This is a genomic window from Tessaracoccus lubricantis, from assembly GCF_039544535.1.
Lineage (GTDB): Bacteria > Actinomycetota > Actinomycetes > Propionibacteriales > Propionibacteriaceae > Arachnia > Arachnia lubricantis.
Genome location: NZ_BAABLV010000042.1, coordinates 18,006 through 40,110, shown reverse-complemented (window position 1 = coordinate 40,110; position 22,105 = coordinate 18,006). Strand labels below are relative to the sequence as shown.

The 22,105-nt window shown below is 69.1% G+C and carries 17 protein-coding genes; 7 read left to right on the top strand and 10 right to left on the bottom strand.

Going from position 1 to position 22,105, the window contains the following annotated elements:
• The first annotated feature begins 145 nt into the window (after nt 1-145).
• The 4 genes from ABEA30_RS14575 to ABEA30_RS14560 are packed head-to-tail and all read left to right on the top strand — an operon-like array spanning nt 146 to nt 4,390.
• The gene (locus ABEA30_RS14575; RefSeq protein WP_345584130.1) at nt 146-1,456 is read left to right on the top strand and encodes an ABC transporter substrate-binding protein; all 1,311 of its coding nucleotides are present in this window, start codon (nt 146-148) and stop codon (nt 1,454-1,456) included.
• 14 nt (nt 1,457-1,470) lie between these two features.
• Nucleotides 1,471-2,463: a carbohydrate ABC transporter permease gene (locus ABEA30_RS14570; protein ID WP_345584129.1), complete on the top strand. Its 993-nt coding sequence runs from the start codon at nt 1,471-1,473 to the stop codon at nt 2,461-2,463.
• Nucleotides 2,463-3,356, top strand: a complete 894-nt coding sequence (locus tag ABEA30_RS14565; protein WP_345584127.1) for a carbohydrate ABC transporter permease — start codon at nt 2,463-2,465, stop codon at nt 3,354-3,356. Before ABEA30_RS14570 ends, ABEA30_RS14565 begins: the two co-directional genes overlap by 1 nt.
• A gap of 35 nt (nt 3,357-3,391) precedes the next feature.
• A complete protein-coding gene (locus ABEA30_RS14560; RefSeq protein WP_345584125.1) occupies nt 3,392-4,390 on the top strand; it encodes a LacI family DNA-binding transcriptional regulator in 999 nt (332 codons plus the stop codon).
• Between the two features lie 36 nt (nt 4,391-4,426).
• Here ABEA30_RS14560 and ABEA30_RS14555 read toward each other — a convergent pair whose 3' ends face one another.
• The 3 genes from ABEA30_RS14555 to ABEA30_RS14545 all read right to left on the bottom strand — a co-directional run bounded on the left by ABEA30_RS14555 (nt 4,427) and on the right by ABEA30_RS14545 (nt 8,404).
• The gene (locus tag ABEA30_RS14555) at nt 4,427-5,686 is read right to left on the bottom strand and encodes an endo-1,4-beta-xylanase (RefSeq protein ID WP_345584123.1); all 1,260 of its coding nucleotides are present in this window, start codon (nt 5,684-5,686) and stop codon (nt 4,427-4,429) included.
• A gap of 115 nt (nt 5,687-5,801) precedes the next feature.
• The gene (locus ABEA30_RS14550) at nt 5,802-7,061 is read right to left on the bottom strand and encodes a hypothetical protein (RefSeq protein WP_345584121.1); all 1,260 of its coding nucleotides are present in this window, start codon (nt 7,059-7,061) and stop codon (nt 5,802-5,804) included.
• Between the two features lie 26 nt (nt 7,062-7,087).
• Complete coding sequence (locus ABEA30_RS14545) at nt 7,088-8,404, bottom strand: hypothetical protein (RefSeq protein WP_345584119.1); 1,317 nt, start codon at nt 8,402-8,404, stop codon at nt 7,088-7,090.
• A 126-nt stretch (nt 8,405-8,530) separates the two neighbouring features.
• On the opposite strand from ABEA30_RS14545, the gene ABEA30_RS14540 reads away from it, so the two are divergent.
• From ABEA30_RS14540 to ABEA30_RS14530, 3 genes are all read left to right on the top strand, one after another.
• Nucleotides 8,531-9,097: a DinB family protein gene (locus tag ABEA30_RS14540; protein ID WP_345584117.1), complete on the top strand. Its 567-nt coding sequence runs from the start codon at nt 8,531-8,533 to the stop codon at nt 9,095-9,097.
• A 412-nt stretch (nt 9,098-9,509) separates the two neighbouring features.
• Nucleotides 9,510-9,923 (top strand): CBS domain-containing protein, encoded by a 414-nt coding sequence (locus ABEA30_RS14535; protein ID WP_345584115.1) that lies wholly within the window; start codon nt 9,510-9,512, stop codon nt 9,921-9,923.
• A 388-nt stretch (nt 9,924-10,311) separates the two neighbouring features.
• The gene (locus ABEA30_RS14530) at nt 10,312-10,590 is read left to right on the top strand and encodes a hypothetical protein (RefSeq protein WP_345584112.1); all 279 of its coding nucleotides are present in this window, start codon (nt 10,312-10,314) and stop codon (nt 10,588-10,590) included.
• Nucleotides 10,591-10,659: 69 nt separating this feature from the next.
• Here ABEA30_RS14530 and ABEA30_RS14525 read toward each other — a convergent pair whose 3' ends face one another.
• From ABEA30_RS14525 to ABEA30_RS14495, 7 genes are all read right to left on the bottom strand, one after another.
• Entirely contained in the window at nt 10,660-11,766 is a 1,107-nt protein-coding gene (locus ABEA30_RS14525) for an SDR family NAD(P)-dependent oxidoreductase (RefSeq protein ID WP_345584110.1), read from the bottom strand.
• Nucleotides 11,767-12,129: 363 nt separating this feature from the next.
• On the bottom strand, nt 12,130-13,500 hold the full coding sequence (locus tag ABEA30_RS14520; protein WP_345584108.1) for a PHP domain-containing protein: 1,371 nt from the start codon (nt 13,498-13,500) through the stop codon (nt 12,130-12,132).
• Between the two features lie 405 nt (nt 13,501-13,905).
• Nucleotides 13,906-16,368 (bottom strand): alpha-ketoacid dehydrogenase subunit alpha/beta, encoded by a 2,463-nt coding sequence (locus ABEA30_RS14515; RefSeq protein ID WP_345584106.1) that lies wholly within the window; start codon nt 16,366-16,368, stop codon nt 13,906-13,908.
• 19 nt (nt 16,369-16,387) lie between these two features.
• Nucleotides 16,388-17,755 carry a dihydrolipoyl dehydrogenase gene (lpdA, locus tag ABEA30_RS14510; RefSeq protein ID WP_345584104.1) on the bottom strand — a complete coding sequence of 456 codons (1,368 nt, stop codon included), beginning with the start codon at nt 17,753-17,755 and terminating at the stop codon, nt 16,388-16,390.
• A gap of 14 nt (nt 17,756-17,769) precedes the next feature.
• A complete protein-coding gene (locus ABEA30_RS14505) occupies nt 17,770-19,152 on the bottom strand; it encodes a dihydrolipoamide acetyltransferase family protein (protein WP_345584102.1) in 1,383 nt (460 codons plus the stop codon).
• Nucleotides 19,153-19,169: 17 nt separating this feature from the next.
• Complete coding sequence (locus ABEA30_RS14500; protein ID WP_245244082.1) at nt 19,170-19,922, bottom strand: DeoR/GlpR family DNA-binding transcription regulator; 753 nt, start codon at nt 19,920-19,922, stop codon at nt 19,170-19,172.
• A gap of 232 nt (nt 19,923-20,154) precedes the next feature.
• A complete protein-coding gene (locus ABEA30_RS14495; RefSeq protein WP_345584099.1) occupies nt 20,155-22,038 on the bottom strand; it encodes a hypothetical protein in 1,884 nt (627 codons plus the stop codon).
• Nucleotides 22,039-22,105: the final 67 nt, after the last annotated feature.

The following is a 22,105-nucleotide window of genomic DNA, read 5'->3' as shown; positions in this document are numbered from 1 at the left end:
TTGGCCCCGTGTTCAGGTCGGGCCCCGACAGCCCGGCTGGCAGCTCTCAAGCCGCCTCATGAAAGACGGAGGTTAGCTTGCCAGGATTAGTCTCACGGCACAACTAAATGCCATCAAAGTCAATGCTGACTGGGAGGAACCACACATGAAGAAGGCCCTCATCGGAACCGCGATCGCGGCTCTCCTGCTGAGCGCGTGCGGCGGCGGGGCGACTGAGCCCGGCGAGACCACAGCGCCCAGCGACGCGGCAAGCTCAGCTGCCGGCGGCGAACCCGTCACCCTGAGCTTCTGGCACAACTCCACCACAGGCCCCGGTAAGGCCTACTGGGAGGACACAACTGCGGCATTCACCGCGGAGAACCCCAACGTCACCTTCGAGATCCAGGTGATCCAGAACGAAGACATGGACGGACGCCTGCAGACGGCGCTCAACTCCGGCGACGCGCCCGACATCTTCATGGCGCGTGGCGGCGGCAAGCTGGCCGACATGGTCGAGGCCCAGCAGATCATGGACATCACCGACGCCATCTCCGACGAGACCAAGGAGGCTTACGGCGACGCGATCGTCAACACCTTCAACGTGGACGGCAAGATCTACGGCCTCCCCACCTCGCTCCTGCCCGGCGGCATCTACTACTCGAAGGACCTCTTCGAGGCGGCCGGCATCGAGGGCACGCCCGAGAACATGGACGAGCTGAACGACGCCGTCGCCAAGCTCAAGGAATCGGGCGTCGAGCCCATCGCGCTGGGCGGCAAGGACGCCTGGCCGGCAGCCCACTGGTACTACTTCTTCGTGCTGCGCCAGTGCAGCGAGGACACCATCAACAAGGCCGCAGACCTCGACTTCTCCGACCAGTGCTGGCTCGAAGCGGGCAAGCAGCTGAAGGAGTTCGCCGACACCGAGCCGTTCAACCAGGGCTTCCTCACCACCTCCGCCCAGCAGGGCGCGGGTAGCTCCGCCGGCCTCGTCGCCAACCACCTGGCCGGTATGGAACTGATGGGCGCCTGGAACCCCGGCGTCATCGCCTCCCTCACCCCCGACGAGAAGCCGCTGCCTGACCTCGGCTGGTTCCCCTTCCCGGCCGTCGAGGGCGGCGAAGGTGACCCGACGGCGATGATGGGCGGCGCCGACGGCTACGCCTGCTACATCGATTCCCCGGCCGAGTGCGCCGACTTCCTGAACTTCTACGCCAGCAAGGCGAACCAGGAGGCGTACGCCACGGCGTTCAACACCCTCCCTGCCAACGGCGACGCGGCAGACGCGGTGGAGGACCCCGCGCTGAAGGACATCCTCGGCGCCTACTCCAACGCGGCCTACATGACGGTCTGGCTCGACACCCTGCTGGGCCAGAACGTGGGCAACGCGCTCAACGCCGGCGTCGTCAACATGCTCGCCGGCCAGGGCACGCCTGAGGACATCGTGTCCGCAGTCGAGTCCGCCGCCGCCAAGGGCTGACACGGAGGCCGGTCGTGACTGAAACCACCACCACTGCTCGGGTCGGCGCCTCCACGGCGCCGGCCCGGGCCGGCCGGCCGCGCCGAGCACGGGCTGACTGGCTCAAGCGCGCGGAGATCATGCTCCTCGCGGGCCCTGCGATCGTGATGTTCGTAGGCTTCGTCATCTTCCCCGTGGTCATGGCGGCCTACTACGGCTTCTTCCGCTGGCGCGGCTTCGGCCCGCCCACCGAGTTCATCGGGCTGCAGAATTACGTCACCATCTTCACCGACGGTCTCTTCCTCTCCGCGGTGCAGCACAACGGGTTCATCGTCATCGCGTCCCTCATCATGCAGGGACCCATCGCGATCGGATTCGCCCTCCTACTCAACCAACAGGTACGGGGCCGCTCCCTCATCCGGGTGCTGATCTTCGTCCCCTACGTCATCGCCGAAGTCATCGTCGGCACCGGGTGGTCCCTGATGCTGCAGAGCACAGGTGCCATCAACGACTTCCTCGGCAAGATCGGCCTGGACGCTCTCCAGCAGGACTGGATCGCGAACCCGAAGATCGCCATCTGGACCCTGATGGTCATCATCTCCTGGAAGTACATCGGCTTCGCGGTGATCCTCATGCTCGCGGGTATGCAGGGCATCCCCGATGAGCTGTACGAGGCCGCCGCCGTCGACGGTGCGTCCTACTGGCAGATCCAGCGCGCCATCACCCTGCCGCTGCTCGGCCCCACCATCCGCATCTGGGCGTTCCTGTCGATCATCGGCTCGCTGCAGCTGTTCGACCTCGTCTACATCATCTGGGGTCAGTACGTGGCAGACACCGCGGGCACCTCGACGATGGCCACCTACATGGTCCGCGAGGGCCGCCTCGCCGGTAACTACGGCTACGGCAACGCCGTCGCCGTCGTCATCTTCCTGATCTCGCTGGTCATCGCTCTGACCTATCAGCGCTTCGTGCTGCGCCGCGACACCGAGGGCGCCCTCACGGAGAAGCCCGGAAAGGACAAGAACTGATGTCCCAGGCCGCCCTCACCCAACGTAGCCGGGCCGCTCGCCGCCCCTATGGTGGCAAGAAGCAGAGCAAGTCCAGCGTCCCCTGGGGTAGCCCCAGCCTCTACCTGCTCGCCACGGTGTTGATCGCGCTGTGCATCGGGCCGGTGCTGTACATCATCCTCGGCGGCTTCCGCAGCAACGCGCAGATCACGACGAATCCGTCCGGCCTGCCGAGTCCCTGGGTCCTCGAGAACTACACCGACGTGCTGACCTCCAGCACCTTCTGGATCCAGTTCGGCAACTCGACGATCTCCGCCACCCTGACGACGGTGGGCTGCGTCGCGCTGGCACTGGCGGCCAGCTACGTCATCGCCCGCTACGACTTCCGCGGGCGCAACGCGCTGTTCTCGCTGTTCGCGGCCGGCCTGATGTTCCCGCTCACCGTGGCCATCACGCCGCTGTACATCCTGATCCGCACCCTGGGGCTGACCGACAGCCTGGCCGGCATCATCCTGCCGCAGATCGCCTTCGCGCTGCCCGTGACGGTCATCATCCTGGTGCCGTTCCTGCGGGCCATCCCCAAGGAGATCGAGGAGGCCGCCGCCATCGACGGCTCCGGCCGCGTCGGGTTCTTCCTGCGCATGGTGCTCCCGCTGTCGCTGCCGGGCGTCATCACCACCGGCATCCTCGCGTTCATCGGCGCCTGGAACAACTACATGCTGCCGCTGTTCATCCTGAGCTCCCCGGAGAAGTACACGCTTCCCCTGGGCGTGCAGGCCTTCGCCTCCCAGCACTCGGTGAACACGGCCGCGGTGCTAGCCTTCACCTCGCTGTCGATGCTGCCCGCGTTGCTGTTCTTCAGCATCTTCGAGCGGCGCATCGTCGGCGGCCTCACCGGCGCCGTCAAGGGCTGACCCCGGCGCCGGTGGATGGGGTTGGAGGAGAACCGATGCGTCGAGTGACGATCACCGATGTCGCCCGCGCCGCGGGCGTGTCGGTGTCGACCATTTCCAAGGTCATGAACGGCCGAGACGGCATCGCCCCCGCCACGCAGCAGCGGGTGCTGCAGATCATCAACGAGCTGGGCTACGTCGGCAACTTCGGCGCCCAGGCGTTGCGCTCACGCCGCACCGGCGTCGTCGGGGTGCTGGTGAGCCAGTTCGAGCCCTACTCCGCCGAGATCCTCAAGGGCGTCGGCAGCGCGGCAGAGGGCACCGACCGCGAGATCATGGCCTGGGCCGGCGCCTCCCACAACCCGCACGCACCCACCGGGTGGGAGACGAAGCTGCTCGGCCGCCTGGCCGGCAGCCTGGTGGACGGGGCGATCATCGTCACCCCCAGCGTCGAGCCCACGTCGGGCACCTTCCCGGTGGTGGCGGTGGACCCGCAGGAGGCCCACCCCTCCATCCCCACCGTCTCCGTCGACGACGAGGGCGGCATGCGGGCCGCCGTCGCCCACCTCGTCGAGCTGGGCCACGCCCGCATCGGCTACCTGGGCGGCCGCGACGACCTGGCCTCCGCCGGTGCCCGCGAGCGCGGCTTCCGAGCGGCGATGGCCGACGCCGGGCTGCCCGTCGACGAGTCACTGGTGCAGGAGGGCGACTACACCATGGTCGGCGCCGCCGCACCCGCTGCGGCCCTACTGGACCACCCGCAGCGGCCGACGGCGATCGTGGCCGCCAACGACGTCTCGGCCATCCAGGTCATGACCTCCGCGCGCGAGCGCGGGCTGACGCTGCCGGGCGACCTGTCCGTCGTCGGCTTCGACGACGTGCCCGAGGCCGCGCGCCACCTGCCCGGGCTGACCACGGTCGCCCAGCCGCTGCACGCCATCGGCTCGCTGGCGCTCACCATGCTGCTCGACCTGCTGGCCGGGCGCGAGCTCGAGCAGTTGCACCGCAAGCTCCCCACCCGGCTCGTGGTGCGGGGCTCGACCGCCCGGGCGTAGCCCGGGGCGGGCCGGCCCGGCGCGGCCAGCGGGCCCTCAGTCGAGGCTCAGGATGAGGTCGGCGGTGGGGGCGGTCAGGCTGAAGCTGGCGGAGGCGCCTCCCGCGGTGAGCCGGTGGGTGCCGCGCCAGCCCTCCACCTCGACCCGGCCGGCCGCGTCGGTGCGCAGGGTGGTGGGCGCGGTCCACCACTCCCCCTTCACGAGGCGGCGCAGCGCGTCGTAGGCGGGCTTGGGGGTGCCGTCGGCCCTGATGAGCCCGGCGGGTGCGCCCAGCCAGGCGCCGACGTCGGAGATCCCCCAGTACGTCGCCGACGCGACGCTCGGGTGCTGCCACAGCAACCGGAGGTGCGCCTCGAGTTCCTCGGCCTGCCTGGCCTCGCCGTCGGGCGTGGAGGGCCAGGTGTCGACGACGTGGTCGTTGAGGTCCACGACGTGCGCCGGCATGAGGTCGCCGGACACGAGCGTCATCTCGGTGAAGTGCAGCGGCAGGCCGTAGCGGGAGAACTTGTCCAGGACGCGCAGGGTCTTCTCCTCGCCCCACCAGCCTTGGTGCATGTGGCTCTGCAGGCCGATGGCGTCCACCTGGATGCCGGCCTCGAGCACGGCCTCGATGAGGGTGTCGTAGGCGCTGGACATGTCGAAGTCGTTGAGGAGCAGCGTGGCCGACGGGTTGCTGGCGCGGGCCTCCTCGAACGCCAGGCGGATGGTGCCGACACGGCCGAGCCTGCGCGCCAGCCGCGTGATGCCGTTGGCCTCCGCCGTGAACACCGGCATGATCACCACCTCGTTGATGGCGTCCCACATGCCGATGAGCCCGCGGAAGTCGCCGACGTCGCGGCGGATGCGCTCGCGCTGGAGGCGTTCGATCTCGTCGGTGGCGAGGTCGAGGAGCCAGGGCGCGGTGAGCGTGTGCCAGACCAGCGGGTGGCCCTTGAGGGTCACTCCCCTGCTGCGGAACCACTCGGCGGTGCGGCGCAGTTGCTCGGTGCGGGGCCGGCCGCGTTCGGGCTCGAACTGCGCCCAGTAGAAAGGCAGCGTGCTCCAGTTGAAGACGTCGAGCCACTGCTCGGCGAGGGCCGTGAGGCGGGCCGCCTCGTCGCCGTCGGGGTCGAGTTCGCCGCCGTGGAGTGGCACGAAGTCGAAGCCGATGCAGCCGAAGCCGAAGTCGTGGCCGGTCTGCTCGACGGTGAGGTCTGCGTCGGCGAGGGGTTCGCCGTCGCGGAGGACGGTGAGGCGCGCGGCGCCGCGGCGATGACGGAGGGCGGGGTCTGGCTGGGGTGAGTGCTCTGGGTACATGGCCTTTTGGGTTTCGTCGAAACTAATAGTCTCCAGAGTAGTCGGGATGTGGGCGCGGCGTGCGGAAACGCACAGCGGCGGCCCCGCGAAGGGCCGCCGCTGCCGGGTCAGGTGGTCAGCTGAACTGGACGATGTTGTTGAACAGCCACTTGTCCACCACGTGGTACGTGGCGGCGCCGGCCGCAGTTGGCTCCGCCACCTTGGCCATGGCGTAGGAGCGGCAGCCGTTGCGGCCCGAGGCGGCGGTGTCGCATTCCACGCGCCACTGACGTCCGTCTGCGGCCTTCCACTGCCCCGCGTACCCCACCGTGCCGTTGCCGCCCAGCGGGTTGCCCTTCCAGAGGGAACGCGGCGACGGCTTGTAGGTGAGGTTGTTGAACGCCCACCCGTCGACGCGCTTGAACGTGCCGTTCTGGTAGAGGATCTGGGTGGCCTGGATCTCGGTGCGGCACCGGTCCGTGGCCGAGTAGGGCTCGCAGCTGGTGCGCCACTTGCGCCCGTTGAGGTCCCAGGTGCCGGGTGTCACGTAGACGTTGAACAGCTTGCTGTCCATGCTGAGCTTCCACTCGAGGTCGAGCTCGGGCATGGTCTCGGGCGTCAGGCCGGTCTGGCCGTGGGTCACGTTGACCACTCGCATCTGGTACGTGCCGGAGGCGAGGCCGATGGGCAGTTGGCCGGGGATGACCGTCCAGCCCGGGCCGATGCCGCGCACCGGTCCGTTCCTGTCTGCGGAGACCCAGCGGGTGCCCACCTTGACCTGCACGCTGTAGTGCGCGGAGGCCGAGGCGTTGTAGATCTCGCGGTCGAAGACGCCGTGCTTGTCGGGCTGCTCGGAGAAGCCGAGGTCGCGCGGCCGCTTGGTGACCACCAGGGTCGACGACGGGTCGTACGTCAGCGAGGTGGCGCTGGGGATGGTGACCCAGTTGTAGTACTGCCAGTCGTCGGTCTGGACGCGCAGCCCGGCCCGCGACGTGAGCGGGCTGGTGAGCGGGCGCGTCTTGAGGGTGACGCGGGCGACGCCCTTGGTGTCGCCCGCCCGGGCCTTGCCCAGCGTGACGGTGACCGGGTCCGACGCCCTCACCTGGTGGCAGCGCTGGCCCTTGACGCACTCGACGTAGTACGCGGCCACCGGCACCGTCACGTCCGGCACGCCGGTGATGGTGGCCTCGATGGTGACGCCCTCCTCCGGATCCGGGTGGAGGTACTTCGAGTCGATGTCGATGCTGCATTCGGTCTTGGGGTTCTCCACCCCGCACAGCTTCTTGATCTGCGCCGAGGCGGTGTCGGCCTGCGCCGTCTGCGGCGACACCGCCAGCCCCATGAGCGCGACGGCGGTGGCCATGAGGCCGCCGGCGAGGGTTCTCGTGAAGGTCATGCGTTGCCACTCCATTCGGGTTCGGCTCAGCTGAACTGGACGATGTTGTTGAAGAGCCACTTGTCCACCACATGGTAGGTCGCCGCCCCCGGTGACGTGGCCTCGGCGACCTTCGCCATGGCGTAGGAGCGGCAGCCGCCGCGGCCCGTGCTGGCGGTGTCGCACTCGACGCGCCACTGGCGGCCGTCCGCCGCCGTCCACTGGCCCGCGTGGCCCACGACGCCGTTGCCGCCGAGGGGGTTGCCCTTCCACAGCGAACGCGGCGACGGCTTGTACGTGAGGTTGTTGAACGCCCAGCCGTCGACCCGGCTGAACGTGCCGGCCTTGTAGAGGATCTGCGTGGCCCAGATCTCGGTGCGGCAGCGTTCGGTGGCGGAGTACGCCTCGCAGGAGGTCTTCCACTTGCGGCCGTTGTAGTCCCAGAGGCCGGGGGTGGTGTAGACGTTGAAGCCCGGGTCCGTGGGCTTCGGCGGGGTGGCGTTGAGCGTCCACGTGAAGTAGGCGCCCTCGACGTCGGGCGTCAGGTCCGTGATGTTCCTGGTGATGTTGACGATGCGGGTGCGGTACTTGCCGGTGGGCAGGTCAGCGGGCACTTTGGCCTGGATGGAGGCGGTGCCGAGGTCGCCGACGGTGGCCGGGCCCTGGTTGTCGATGGTGACCCAGCGGCCGCTGCGCAGCAGCTGCACGGAGTAGCGGTGGCCGGGGATGGCGGTGTCGAGTCGGCGGTGGAACGTGTCGGTGAAGTACTCCTCGACGAAGCCCAGGTCTCGGCCGCGGGACGACAGCACCTGGGTGATGTGCACCTTGCCGGGCTCGGCGGCACTGGTGTCGGCGGGCACCAGGCTGAGCTGCGGCGTCCAGTCCGCCGTCTGCACGATGACCTCGGCGCCATTGAACGGGGCGGGGATCTGGCCGACGGTGGCTTCGACGCGGACGTACCCGTAGCCGTCGGAGGTGGCCCCCGTCGGGGTGGCGGCGACGCTGTTGGAGATGGCGACGGCGGCGAGCTTGCCGTTGTCCTGCCGCACGGCGTACGCGCGCACCTGCACGGTCTTGTTCTTCTGGCCGGTCACGTTGATGCGGATGGGTGCGCCCTCGCGCCAGGCGTTGGTGCCGACGGTGATCGGCGTCGACAGGCCACAGCGGGTGGCGAAGCACAGCACCTCGCTCAGCGGGCTGAGCGAGGTGGGCGTCGTCTCGGTGGCGACCGACCGCTTCGTCAGCTGCACGGGGGCAATTCCGATGGGCTGCGACGTGCCGTCGGCGTGCGCCTGCGGCGCCACGGCCGCACCCCCCAGGGCAAGCACCGCGGCAGCTGCGGCACCAAGGAACTTCTTGAGCATGGATCATCCCTTCATGAAACGTCGGATCCGCCTGCATTGTGTCGGGCGAGGGGGTCATGCGGTCGCGCCACGGGAGTGTTGTCCACAGCCCCTCGGATGTCAGGACGGGGTCGTAAGCTCATCGTCATGACGAACCAGATTGCGGAGCAGCACTCCGCCCTCGCCGGCAAGCTCGGCGCCATCGCGGCCAATGTCACCGACTGGGACGGGCCCACCCCCGTGGCCGAGTGGCGCGCGCGGGACGTGCTGATCCACTTGATGACGTGGCTGCCCGGTCTGCTGAACAAGGTCGGCGTCGAGTTGACCACCGTCGAAGTGGAGGGCGATGACGTGCTTGCCGCGTGGTGGAAGCACACCGACAACGTGCAGCGGCTCGTCGAGGACGACGACCAGCTAGCGCGCACCGTCGACGTCGGGCAGGGTGACCAGACGCTCGCCCAAGTGTTGGAGCAGCTGTACCTGTCTGACCTGTTCATGCACCGCTGGGACCTGGCGAAGGCTTCCGGTCAGGACCCGGAGTGGGAGCCCGAGGTGGTCGCCGGGATGGTCGAGGGCATGACGCCGATCGCGCACGTGCTGGGCGAGTCGGGCGAGTTCGGCAACCCCGTGGTGCTGGACGAGTCGCACCCGGCCGAGGATCGCCTGGTGGCGTTGATCGGGCGCGACCCGGAGTGGGCGCCGGTGGTCGCCTGACGGTCGGCGCCTGGCCCGCCCGTCAGGCGGCCTGAGGCCCACTGCGGGATTTGTCGGCATGGACGCCGAAGAATCCCGCACCCAGAATCAGCACCACCCGACGACCGGGCCGCGCAGCCGTCAAACCCGACGACGGGGCCCGGCCGCCGTCGAACCCGCCGACGACAGCCTCAGCCCGCCCGCACACCCGGGCAATCACCCAGCGTCGCGTTTGCTGCCCTCGCCCACCTCGGCCCCAGGCCACCTGGACATCCAGCGCCCGACCCCGGGCCGCGGAAACCTCCAGACGCGAGCGACCACCGTCGGATGGCGTGGACAAGGCACCCCTTTGGGGACTTCCAACCCGCTCTCTGTGTGACAGGGTGGAATGACGGCTGGTCGACGGCCAGCCCAACCCCAACGGGAGGTAGACATGACCACCGCACGAGACCTCATGAGTTCCCCCGCCGAGTGCCTCGCACCCGACGACACGCTCGCAGACGCCGCCAAGGAACTGGCCCGTCACGACGTCGGCTCGATGCCGGTGCTCGACAACGGCCGCCTCGTGGGCGTGCTGACCGACCGCGACATCGTCGTGAGTGCGATCGCCCGCGGCATGGACCCGTCGTCGACCCGGGTAAGCGAGATCGCCACCGCCGACGTGGTGAGCGTGAACGTCGACGACGATGCGTCGGTCGTCGCCCAAGTCCTGGCCGACCACCAGATCCGCCGCGTCCCAGTGCTGGACGGCGACGAAGTCGTCGGCATCGTGGCGCAGGCCGATGTCGCGACCCAGCTGGATCGCAGCACCGTCGGCGAGACCGTGGAGAAGATCTCCGAGGAATGATCGATCGCCGCCGCAGTGGTCGCTTCGCCCTCAGTGTCCTCAAGATGGAGCCACCTCCCGCGAATCGACGGGGGGTGGCTCCATCTTGTGGACATCCATGGCGTCGGCCCACGGAAGCCACAGGCTGACGACAGCACGCCGACCTCAAACAGCGCCAGTTTCCAGGAGCTGATCCTCGCCAGGCCTGCTCCAGAGGCGGAACCTCCTTGGACCTGCTCCCCATGCCGACTTGCTGGGCCTGCCACCGATGCTGACCGTCCCGGGGGCCCGCTCCATATGCCCACATCGCCAGGGCGCTTCCTCCACGACAAACGCACTCGTCGACTCGCCCTCGGTGTCCTCACGACGGAACCACCCCCCGCTGTTTGGCGGGAGGTGGCCCCATCTCGTGGACATCCATGGCGTCGCCCCCCCGGAGGCCGCTGTTGATGACAGGGCGGCGGCAGCAGCGCTGGTGCACTCGAAGGACGACGCCGTCCTGCCGTGGGAGCCCAACACCGGGCGGGCGGCCGCCCTGATCGACGACGCCGTCGTCACCCTGTACGACACGGTGACGTGGCAGGGCCACCAGTTCATGGGGCACTGGTCGTGGATCTACGTCGCCCGCAACGACCCGCAGCACAACGGCCAGCACGTCTGGCAGTGGATGGCGCAGCAGCACCGCTGACCCCCGCCACGACGAGGGCCCGGCGGCTGAGCGTCAGCCACCGGGCCCCTCCGTCGTCGCGCCAGTGCGTCAGCTCGACAGCATCACCTGGCCGCCGGTGACCGGGATCGCCTGACCGGTCTCGTAGGACTGCTCGACGATGTAGTACACCGCGCGCATCACGTCGGCGCCGTACGTGCCGCGACGCAGCGGCACCTTCGCCTCGTAGAACTCGCGCACCTCGTCGATGGTCGTCGCGCCGGGCACCTTCCCGGAGCGCAGGTACTGGACGAACAGGCCGCGGTCGGGGTCGGACCACAACGGGCCGTCGTAGAAGTTGCCGGGGCAGATCGCGTTGACCTTCACGCCGTGCTCCACCATCTCCAACGCGAACGACTGCACCAGCCCGATGCCGCCGAACTTCGAACCCGCATACGCGCCGTTCTTGTTCGAGCCCACCAGGCCCGACTTCGAGTTGATCTGGATGATGTCGGTCATCCAGCCGGGTGCCGTGCTGTGCTGCGCCGCCAGCAGCCCACCCAGGTGCTTGGTGACGAGGAAGAACGCCGTGTAGTTGATGTCGGTGGTGAACGCGAAGTCCTTCAGTTCCTGTTCCAGCACCGAGCCGGCGCGCACCACGCCGGCGTTCGACACCACCAGGTCCAGGCCGCCGGTGCGCCGGGCGATCTCCTCGGCCATCGCGGCGACGGAGTCCTCGTCGCCCACGTTGACCTTGATGGCCGCGGTGCGATCGGCGCCGAGCTCCTCGGAGAGGGCGGTGGCGCCGTCGATGTTCAGGTCGGCGATGTAGACGAACGCGCCGGAGTCGACCAGGCCGTGCACGATCTCCGCGCCGAAGCCCTGCGCGCCGCCGGTGACGACGGCGACCTTGCCCGCCACGACGTCGGAGCGGAAGCTCGCGGAACGCGCCTCGGGCGACTTCGCGTCGGGCAGCGCCGTCACGTCGCCGAGCGTCTCGATGGAGAAGGAGTACGCCTGGCCGGCAATGTCGACGGTGAACTCGGCCGGGAGCGGCAGGTCGGAGCCCGCCAGCGCACCGGGCAGCGCCTCGAGGGACGCGGCCTCGACGCTGAGCGCCGCGCCGGCGGCGTCGTCGACGAGCGTGACGATGACCGGCACGCCGTGCCTGTCGAGGTAGGCACCCCGGAGCACCGGGGCGATGGTGGTGATGCTCATGTTGTCTCCTGTGTTGGGGTCGGGGGTTCAGGTGTCAGATCGGCTTGAGGGGTTTCGACGCGGTCACGCTGCTCGCAAGCTCGCAGGCGACCGGCTCAACCAGCGAATCCCTCGGTTCAGGTGTCAGATCGGCTTGGGGGGTTTCGACACGGTCACGCTGCTCGCAAGCTCGCAGGCGACCGGCTCAACCAGCGAATCCCTCGGTTCAGGTGTCAGATCGGCTTGGGGGGTTTCGACACGGTCACGCTGCTCGCTAGCTCGCAGGCGACCGGCTCAACCAGCGAATCCCACGGTTCAGGTGTCAGATCGGCTCGGGGGGGTTTCGACACGGTCACGCTGCTCGCAAGCTCGCAGGCGACCGGCTCAACCAGCGATCCGGGCCGCCGCCTCGGGCACCGGCAGGCCCTCCTGGACCAACGAGCGGCCGACGGCGGAGTAGCGCTTCACCCGATCCTTCAGCGAGAGGCCCGCCAGCGGCGACCCGTCGTCGAACAGGCCCAACGGCCGCCCGTCCCACTCGGCGCCACGGCTGAACTCGGCCAACTGCTCGTGGGCGACCATGGCCCACGTCGCGTCGTTGAGGTGCGCCAACTCCGGCCGCTGCAGCTCCGGGCAGTTGAACACCTGGCGCGGCGTGTTGATGTCGACACCGCTCACCTCGAGCAGCCCGTTGCGGTCCGCCAGCTCGGCGATCCGCGCCATCTGCTCGGCGGTGTTGCGCGGCGGCATGTACGTGATGGCCGGCATGCCGATCTGCCCGAGGAACTCGACGAGCTCGTCGAGGAAGTCGTCCTCGAACTTCTCGGCCTTCTTGTCCCCCGTCGGCGACGCCGTCACGTCACCCAGGTACGCGTAGCACGGGATGGCGCTGATCGACTTGGCGAACGCGATGACCTCGGCCATCGTCGGGCACTCTCCCCCGTCCTCCAGCCGCTGCGGCACCACGTAGATCTGGTCGAGGAACTCGGCCTTCATGACGCCCAGCAGGTCGAACGTGAGATGCGGGTTGTCGACGTCGCCCAGCTGCGCCCTCACCTTGTCGGACAGCTGCAGCCCCAGCTCACCGAGGCCGGCGACGAGCGACTCGCCGCGCCCGAACCGCCCGATGAGCTTGTCGGCCATCGCCGCGAGGAGGTGCCGCTCGGTGACGGTGCCGCCGTGCAGGAACTGCGAGCGGCCGACGATGTCGCGCTCCACGTCGATGAGTTCGGCGCCGAGGCGCCCGAGGATCTCGTTGGCGTTGTCGACCATCTGCGCCGTGCGCTTCAGCCGCGCCTCGCGGATGGGGGCGAGGTACTCGGCCACCGCGTCGCGCGCCGAGGCGGGAATGCCCTGCACCGTCATGTAGGCGATCCCCGCGGTGTCGGGGTTGTTGAGCTTCCGGTCGTGGAACGGCGCGCGCCCCTCCGCCACGTCGACGGCGGGGTGCACGTAGACCCTGCACTCGAAGCCCGTCACCGAGCCCAGCCCGACGGCGGCCGCAGCCGCCGTCATCTCCGCGGCGCCGGCGGCGGAGTCGTGGTCCACCGAGCCGACGACGGTGAGGCCCGCCTCGCGGGCGCGCAGCGCCGCCATCGCCGGGGTGTACGGGCTGAAGCTGTAGATGGTGTGCACGTGGTTGTTGGATTCGGTGACGAACCCGGGGAACGCCGGGTGCGTCGCAAGGTGCGCCCGCAGGGCGTCCAACCGCTCCAGCGGGGTCGCGAGGGGGTCGTTGATGGTGGTGGGGGTCATGCCTTCTCCTTCGTAGGTTGCCCACGTCGCAGACGTGCCGCCACGTCGCAGACCGCGGGTGGCGTCGCAGACAGTCCTCTGTCTGCGACGCCGCCGCAGGTCTGCGACGTCCGGCTACGGTCTGCGACGTCGTGGCCGAGCCGGGCGCCCGGTCCCTGAGCCGGGCGCCCAGCGCCCGGTCGAGGGGCGCTGGGCGTCTGCGGCTGGGGGGACCAGCTTGTCGTGAGACTCCGGGCCCTTCGACCAGCCGCAGACGGCTGTCTCAGGGAACTCCCCGTGAGACTCCGGGCCCTTCGACCAGCCGCAGACGGCTGGCTCAGGGAACTCTTCGTGAGACCAGCCGCAGGCGGCTGGCTCAGGGGACTCTTCGTGAGGCCAGCCGCAGGCGACTGGCTCAGGGAACGGTCACAGGCCGAGCTTGGCGCGGCGGACGAGTTCGCCGTCGGTCTGGTTCGACTCCGGGGTGTGGCCGTCCAGCGGCAGCATCCGCTCGTGGATCGCGTCGATGATCCACTCGGGCTGCGGGAAGAACAGCTTCTCCAGCTCGGCGGCGGGCGTGATGATGTTGCGGGAACCCACCACGGTGACCGGGGCGTCGAGGTGGTCGAACGCCAGGGTCTGCACCCTGGAGGCGACATCGTGCAGGAACGAGCCGCGGTCCACCGCGTCCGACGACAGCAGCAGGCGGCCGGTCTTCTTCACCGACTCCAGCACCACCGTCAGGTCCAGCGGCGCGATGAAGCGCAGGTCGATGACCTCCGCCGACACGCCGTACTTCGACTCGAGCGTCTCCGCGGCCTCCATCGCGCGGTACAGCGTGGGGCCGAGCGTCGCGATGGTCACATCCGTGCCTTGGCGGCGGACGACCGGCTGACCCTCTTCCACCTCGTAATACTCCACCGGCACGCCGTCCTCGACGAACTGCTCAGCCACGTCGTACAGCAGCTGCGACTCGAAGAACACCACCGGATCTGTGCCGCGCAGCGCCAGGTTCATCATGCCCTTGGCGTCGAACGGGGTGGAGGGGTAGTAGACCTTCAGGCCGGGCATGTGCGCCACGAGCGCGGACCAGTCCTGCGAGTGCTGGGCGCCGTACTTGGAGCCCACGGACACGCGCATGACCAGCGGCATCTTCAGCAGTCCGCCGGACATCGACTGCCACTTGGGCGCCTGGTTGAAGATCTCGTCGCCCGCGCGGCCGAGGAAGTCGCAGTACATCAGTTCGACGATGGCGCGGCCGCCCGAGAGCGCGTAGCCGACACCGGCGCCGATGATGGCGGCCTCGGAGATGGGCGAGTTGAACAGGCGGTGGTGCGGCAGCAGTTCGGTGAGGCCGCGGTAGACGGCGAACGCGCCGCCCCAGTCGCGGTTCTCCTCGCCCCAGCCGGCGAGCGTCGGGTCCGTGGCGAAGCCGTGCGCGACGGCCTCGAACAGCGCGTCGCGGTAGTTGTAGGCCTTGGCCTTGGAGACCGTCTTGCCGGAGGCGTCCTTGTAGAAGCGGCTCTTGGCGAGCAGCGACTTGGCGCGGGCGTTCTCCGCCAGCGGCTGGAGGAGTTCCGGCTCGCGGGTGGTGTCCAGCGAGGGCTCGTTGCCGTCGGAGTACATGACCGATTCGATGAACGCGGTGTCGACGCGGGGGCTGGAGCCGTCGTCCTTCGTGGCGATGGCGATGATCTTGGTCAGGCGCTCGTCGAACGTGGCCTGGATCCCGTCCACCTCGTCCTGGGTGAGGACCTTGTTGTCGACGAGGTACTTGGCGTAGTTCGTGAGGCCGTCGTGGGCCTGCCACAGCTCCACCTCTTCGGGCGTGCGGTAGGACGAGGCGTCCGACGGCGAGTGGCCGGAGAAGCGGTAGGTGATGGTGTCGGTGAGCACCGGGCCGTGGCCGTTCTCCAGGATCTCGCGCTTGCGGGCGACCGCATCGGCGACGGCGAGCGGGTTCAGGCCGTCGACGCGCTCGGCGTGCATGGCCTCGGGGTTCACGCCCATGCCCACGCGGGCGAGGATGTCGTAGCCCATGGTCTCGCCGGCGGTCTGGCCGCCCATGCCGTAGAAGTTGTTGAAGAAGTTGAACCAGATGGGCGGGTTGCCGTCGACGCCGTCCTTCCACAGGGTGCGGTACTGGTCCATGGCGGACATCATCATGGCTTCCCACACCGGGCCACAGCCCATGGAGGCGTCGCCGATGTTGGCGATCACGATGCCGTTCTGCCGGTTGATGCGCTTGAACAGCGCGGAACCGGTGGCGATGTCTGCGGAGCCGCCGACGATGGCGTTGTTGGGCATGGAGCCGAACGGCGCGAAGAAGGCGTGCATGGAGCCGCCGAGGCCGCGGTTGAAGCCGGCGGAGCGGGCGAAGGTCTCAGCGACGGTGCCGTAGAGGATGAAGTTCTCGGCCAGGTCTGCGAGGTTTTCGAAGCCCACCTTCTCGGCGAACCCGAGGGTCTCGCCGTCGAGGAACTGCTTCATGATGTTCTCGAGCTGGTCTTCGGGCAGCTTGCGGGCCGCGGAGTAGCACTTGGCGAGGATCTCGCCGTGCGAGCGGTGCGAGCCGAAGACGTAGTCGTCGGGGTTCAGCTGCGAGGCCTGGCCCACGACGGCGGATTCCTGGCCGATGGACAGGTGCGCGGGGCCGCGGTGGTTGTACTCGACACCGTTCCAGGAGCCGGTCTTCTTGATGGAATCCAGCATGGTCTCGAACTGCCGCACGGCGATCATGTCGTGGAGGATGTCGACGAGGCCCTGCTTGCCGTACTTGGCGAGTTCCGCGTCGAAATCCGGCTTGTACTGGTTGACGGGAACCTTCGGTGATTCGATGTACGACGCCGAACGTACGTTGCTCGGGTCGACGATGAGTGACTTGGTCATGGGTGTGTATCTCCTGGTGTCAGATCTTCGCGGCCCAAGCCGCTTCTCGGATCAGTTCGCTGACGGTTGGGTGGGGGAAGACGACCTGGCGCAGGTCGGTGATGCTGAGTTCGGTCTCGAGCACGACGGAGGCGCCCCAGACCATTTCGGAGGCGTAGCTGCCGAGCACGTGGACGCCGAGCACGGTGAGGCTGTCGGCGTCGTAGACGAGCTTGCAGGCGCCGGGTGCCTTGACGCCCTCTTCGGCGACGAAGCGACCGGACAGGTAGGCCGGGACCGTTACCTTGCCCACCGTGTAGCCGGCCGCTGCGGCCTGCTTCTCGGTGAGGCCGATGCCTGCCGCCTCAGGGGCCGAATACACGGCCCACGGGATGGTGTTCCAGCGCATGATCTCGCCGCGGCGGTGCGCCTCGGGGTCGAGGATGTTGGCGACGGCGATCTCACCCATGCGGTAGGCCGCGTGGGCCAGCAGCGAGCGGCCGGTGACGTCACCCACGGCCCACACGTTGGGCAGGTTGGTGCGCATCCGGTCGTCGACGACAATGCCCTTGCCGGAGAACTCCAGGCCCGAGTTCTCCGCGCCCCAGCCCTGCACGAGGGGGCGCCTGCCAACGGCCATCAGCACGACGTCGGCCTCGACGGATTCCTCCGCGCCGGCCAACGTCACGTACTTGACGGTGCCGCCGTCGATGGCGGTGACCTTGCATTCGAGCTTGAACTTCACGTCGGCGAGGCCCTTGCGCAGCTGCGCGGCGAGCTCGTCGTCCATGAACGGCACGATCTCCGGCAGCATCTCCACGACGGTGACCTCGGAGCCCAGCATGGCGAACAGGCTGGCGAACTCGAGGCCGATCACGCCGCCGCCGATGACGGCGAGGCGCGCCGGGATCTCCTCGATGGCGAGCATGCCGGTGGAGTCCACCACCTTCGGGTTGTCCTTGGCGCCGGGGATGGGCGGCATGACGGGGACGGAGCCGGTGGCGAGGATCACGTGCTTGCCGGTGTACTGCGTGCCGTCGACGGTGACCTTGCCGGGGCCGTCGAACGTGCCGTGGCCCTTGACGACGGTGACGCCGGCCTTCTTCTCGGCCTGGCCGACGCCGCCCACGAGGGTGTCGACGGTCTGCTTCTTCCACTTCTGCATGGTGGGCCAGTCCACCGAGATGTCGCCGGCGTTGACGCCCAGCTTCGCGCCGTGCTTGGCGTGGGCGTAGGTCTTGGCCGCGTTGAGGAGCGCCTTGGTGGGGATGCAGCCCACGTTCAGGCAGGTGCCGCCCAGCGCGTCGGCCTCCACCAGGAGGACCCTCTTCTTCGCGTGGCCGAGGCGCTCGGCGGCGATGTAGCCGCCGGGGCCGCCGCCCAGGACGATGACGTCGAATTCGTTCATTCCGCTCTTCCCTCTCAGCCCAGGACCGTGATGTCGATGTTTTCGATGTAGCGCACGAGGTCCTGCAGGAAGCGGGCCGCATCCGCCCCGTCGATCACGCGGTGGTCCGCGGTGAGCGAGAAGCCGATGCGCTGTTCCGCCCCGACGGTGCCGTCGTCATTGATGACGGCCCTGGGGAAGATGGCGTCGACGCCCAGGATGGCCACCTGCGGGACGTTCAGCAGCGGGGTGAAGCTCTCGATGCCGAAGCCGCCCAGGTTGGAGACCGTGAACGTGGCGCCGGCGAGCAGATCGGGGTTGATCTTGCCGTCGATGGCCTGGAACGCGAGGTCCTTGCTGGTGGTGGAGAACTCGCGCAGGCTCATCTGCGACGCGTTGCGCACCGTGGGCACGAGGAGACCGCGGGGGGTGTCGACGGCCATGCCCAGGTGCACGTTCTCGAACGTGGTGAAGACGCCGTCCTCGAGGTGGCCGTTGTGGTTGGTGTTCTTGGCCGCGGCCTTGACGGCGGCGAAGCCGACGAGGTCGCCGATGGTGACCTTGTTGAGGCCCAGTTCCTCGGGCGAGCCCTTGAGCTTCTTGCGCAGGGACAGCAGGCCGGCGGCCTTCGCCGTCGACGTGTAGGTGAGCTGTGCGGAGCTGGCCAGCGAGTGCATCATGCGCTCGGCGATGACCTTGCGGATGCCCTTCACCGGGGTGGCGGTGGAGGGGCCGGGGTACTCGCGGGCGCCGGACGTGAGGAACGGCGCGGCCTGCGGGGCTTCGGCCGGGGCTTCCTTGCCGAGGTCTGCGGTGGCGACGCGGCCGCCGAGGCCTGTGCCCTGGCCGGGGAGCGCGCCCGCGCGGGCTGCGGCGAGCGTGGTGCCGCCGGCCGCGAGGACGGCCTGCACGTCGCGCTCGATCACGCGGCCGCCGGGGCCGGAGCCCTGCGGGACGGCGTTGATGTCGATGTTGCTGGAACTGGCGAGGTTGCGAGCCCGGGGGCTCGTCCCGGCGTTTCCTGAGCCAGCCGCCTGCGGCTGGTCGGAGGACGCGGGAGCCGACGTGGCAGGTTCATCCGCAGGCGCCTCGACAGGCGCAGCAGCCGACTCAGCTTCCTCAGCTTCGCCGTCCTTGCCCTTCCAGCCGGCGGCGTCGAGCGCGGGCTGGGGGTCTTCCCCCGCCGCGCCGACGACCACCAGCGGCTCCTTGACGGGGACGTCGTCGCCCTCGTCCCAGAGGATGGCCAGGACGGTGCCGGCCTCGGTGGACGGTACCTCCATGGAGGCCTTGTCTGTCTCGACCTCACACAGCACGCCGTCGACAGCGACCTCGTCGCCGACCTTGACCTGCCAGGAAATGATCAAGCACGACTCGACGCTGTTGCCGAGTTGCGGCATGACTACAACGGTTGCCATTGCGGTTTCCTTCTTTGTTAGACGACGCACACCTGTGTGTGCTCTTGCAGCGCTTCCAACGCCCCGTCGGGCAGGCCGGAATCCGTGATGATCCCGGTGATGCCGCGCAGGGGCAGAAAACTGACGAACCCGGCCTGGCCGAACTTCGTGGAGTCCGCCACGAGCCAGGTCTCTTCGGCGCGGTCGCGCATGGTGGAGGCCACCTGTGCGCCCTCGACGAACCGGGTGGTGAGGCCGCGCTCCGGGGAGAACCCGTCGGTGCCGAGGAACGCGATGCGGGCGTTGAACTCTCCGATCGCGCGCTCGGCGAGCGGGCCGACGAACGACTCGGACTCGCGGCGGAAGACGCCTCCGGTGAGGATGACGTTGACGTTGGCGTTGATGCGCGCGTTGTTGAAGACGAGCGCCGAGTTGGTGACCACCTGGACGCCGCGTCGGGCACTGAGGTTGCGCACCACCATGGCGCACGTGGTGCCGGCCTCGATCATGACGGCGTCGTCGTCGCGGATCATGGCGGCCGCGGCCGCGGCGATGCGCGTCTTGGTCTCGACGTTGAGCTGTTCGCGCTGGAGGATCGATTTGAGCGTGGTGGGCCTGGCCCCGCCGCGGGTGCGCACGAGCATCCCCTGCTGCTCCAGCGCCCGGAGGTCGCCTCGGATGGTGACTTCCGACACCCCCAGATCCGCCGCGAGGGAGGACACCGTGAGCGCGCCGTCATCGCTGAGGCGCGACATGATCTCGCTCTCGCGGCCTGCGCGTTCGACGGTCACTGTCGATCACATCGCTTTCGTTGGGGTTACGAATCGCTTTCGATACCGCCACTATACGCGCCCTTTCGAGCCTTCGCATCAGGGGGGTCACCGATCGTCCAGAACACCTTTTCGCCCATTGACCTGGCCACCCCTCCAGGGGTGGGTCTCGGCGCGATCTCGGGCTCCGCCGCTACCGCCTGCACCCATCAGGTGACGTTGACTGTGGCAAACGCTCCGTGTCCTTTCCCATTCAGCCGACCAGCGGCCAGATCAACCACAACGACACCAGCACCACTCCCACCCCGGCAGCCAACCCGGGCGACGGCGCCCGGTAGCTCCGGCCGGAGCCCGGCGACTGGAAGATCATCAGCCTCACCCGCTCCGCCGCCTGCTCTGCGGTGAGGGCCTCCCCCGGCGCCACCACGTCGACCCCCAGGTTGATGAGTTCGTCCGGCCGCTCGAACCGCACCGCCACGGACTGGTCCACCGGCACCACGACGGTGGCCCGGTCCCGCCCGTAGACCTCGTCCAGGAACGCCCCGTGGGTCCGCAGGCCCGCGGGTGCGGCCGAGATCCGGCCCTCCGACCACGAGATGGCCGACCACGGCGCCGACGCGGCCATCAGCACCAGGAACACCACCGGCCACTCCACGGGCTCGCCCCAGAGGAACAGCGCCAACGCCAGGACGGCCACCAGCCCCGCCCCGCACGCCAACGCCCAGCGCAGCCAACCGGCGTTCCGGTGCGCCCAGACGGGCAGCGCCCGCATGGTGCGGTCGACGGCCCGATGCTTAACCGACGGCACGCCGGCCTCGACGACGGCCCGGCGATCCGTGACCGGCCGCCCGGCCGCGACCTCCGCGAACCAGACCTCGCCGCTCTCGCGCAGCAGGGCGACGGTGGAGCCCTGCGCCCAGTTGCCCACGAGGATGAACGGCTCGCCGTTGGCCGCGCTCCGCGGCCCGAGGAAGGCCTCGAGGTTGGCCCGCTCCTCGGCCGTGAACTCGTCGTCGAACTCCTCGGCCTCCTGCTCCCGGATGAACTGCGCGATCTCGAACGCCCCGACCGGTAGTTCTGGGCCATCGTCGTCGTCGGACGCGGGCCCATCATCCGCGGGGTGTGTCGAAGGACGGTCCTCCTCTTCCACGTCCTCCTCCCCCGGGTCCAGCTCCCGCAACCCGGTGAAGTTGATCAGCCGCAGCGTGGGCACGGTGTCATCCACCGGCAAAGCGAGCGCGTCGAACTCCTCGAGCCACAACAGCCGCACCGTCGCAGAAGGCCCGCCCCGCTCGAGCAGGGCGCGACGCCGCGACCGACGCGTGCCCAGCCGCAGGGCGATGGCCGCGCCCAGCAGCGGCGCGACGGCGGTGATCCCCAGCACGAACGCCGGGTTCCCCTGCCCCTGGCCCAGCGGCGTCGCCCGGTCGCCGTCGATCAGCACCTCGATGGCCTCGCCCGGCTGGGGCTCGTCCTGCTCCTCGTCGGTGTAGAACCGCTCGAACGTGAACTCCTGCCCGCCAACCTCCACCACCATCTCGTACGGGTCCTCGATCAGCTCCACGACGGTGCCCGCCGCCAGCTCGGCCCGGGCCTCGAAGGCGGCGACGTCGCTGAGCATGAAGTGGTGCACGCCCAACCCGATCAGGGTGAGCAGCGCGAACGCGCCGGCGACGAGGGCGCCGACCTTCGCGTCGATCCGGGCGTCGTCGGCCGCCCACGAGCCCTCCCATTGCGTCCCGTTGGCCGGCACCACGTGGGGGCCGTGGGGCGTGCTGCGGGAGTCGCGCCAGAGGAACCAAACGAGCCCCGCGACGGCGAACACTGCGGCCGCCCAGCCGAGGCCGCGCACGTCGTAGTGCACAGGTGCGGCCTCGAACAGGACGCCGAGCAGGGCGCCGAAGGCGAACGTCAGCCGCGGCGCCCAGTGGAGCGTGACCACCGTGCCGAGCCAGGCTGGGAACAGCCCCATCAGCACGTAACCGGTGGAGCCGAGCGGTTGGCGCACCACGTCGTCGCCCAGCTGCATGGCGCCCAGCGCGAGGCCGCAGAGGATGGCGAGCACGAACCAGCCCGCCCACCAGGCCCACAGATAGGTGCGGCTACGGCGCAGGTCCTGCGCTGAGAGTCGGTGCATCGACACAGGATAGGGCCCCAAATTGGGCATCTGCCCAACGGCCGCTCACCCGCGAAACACCTAGCCG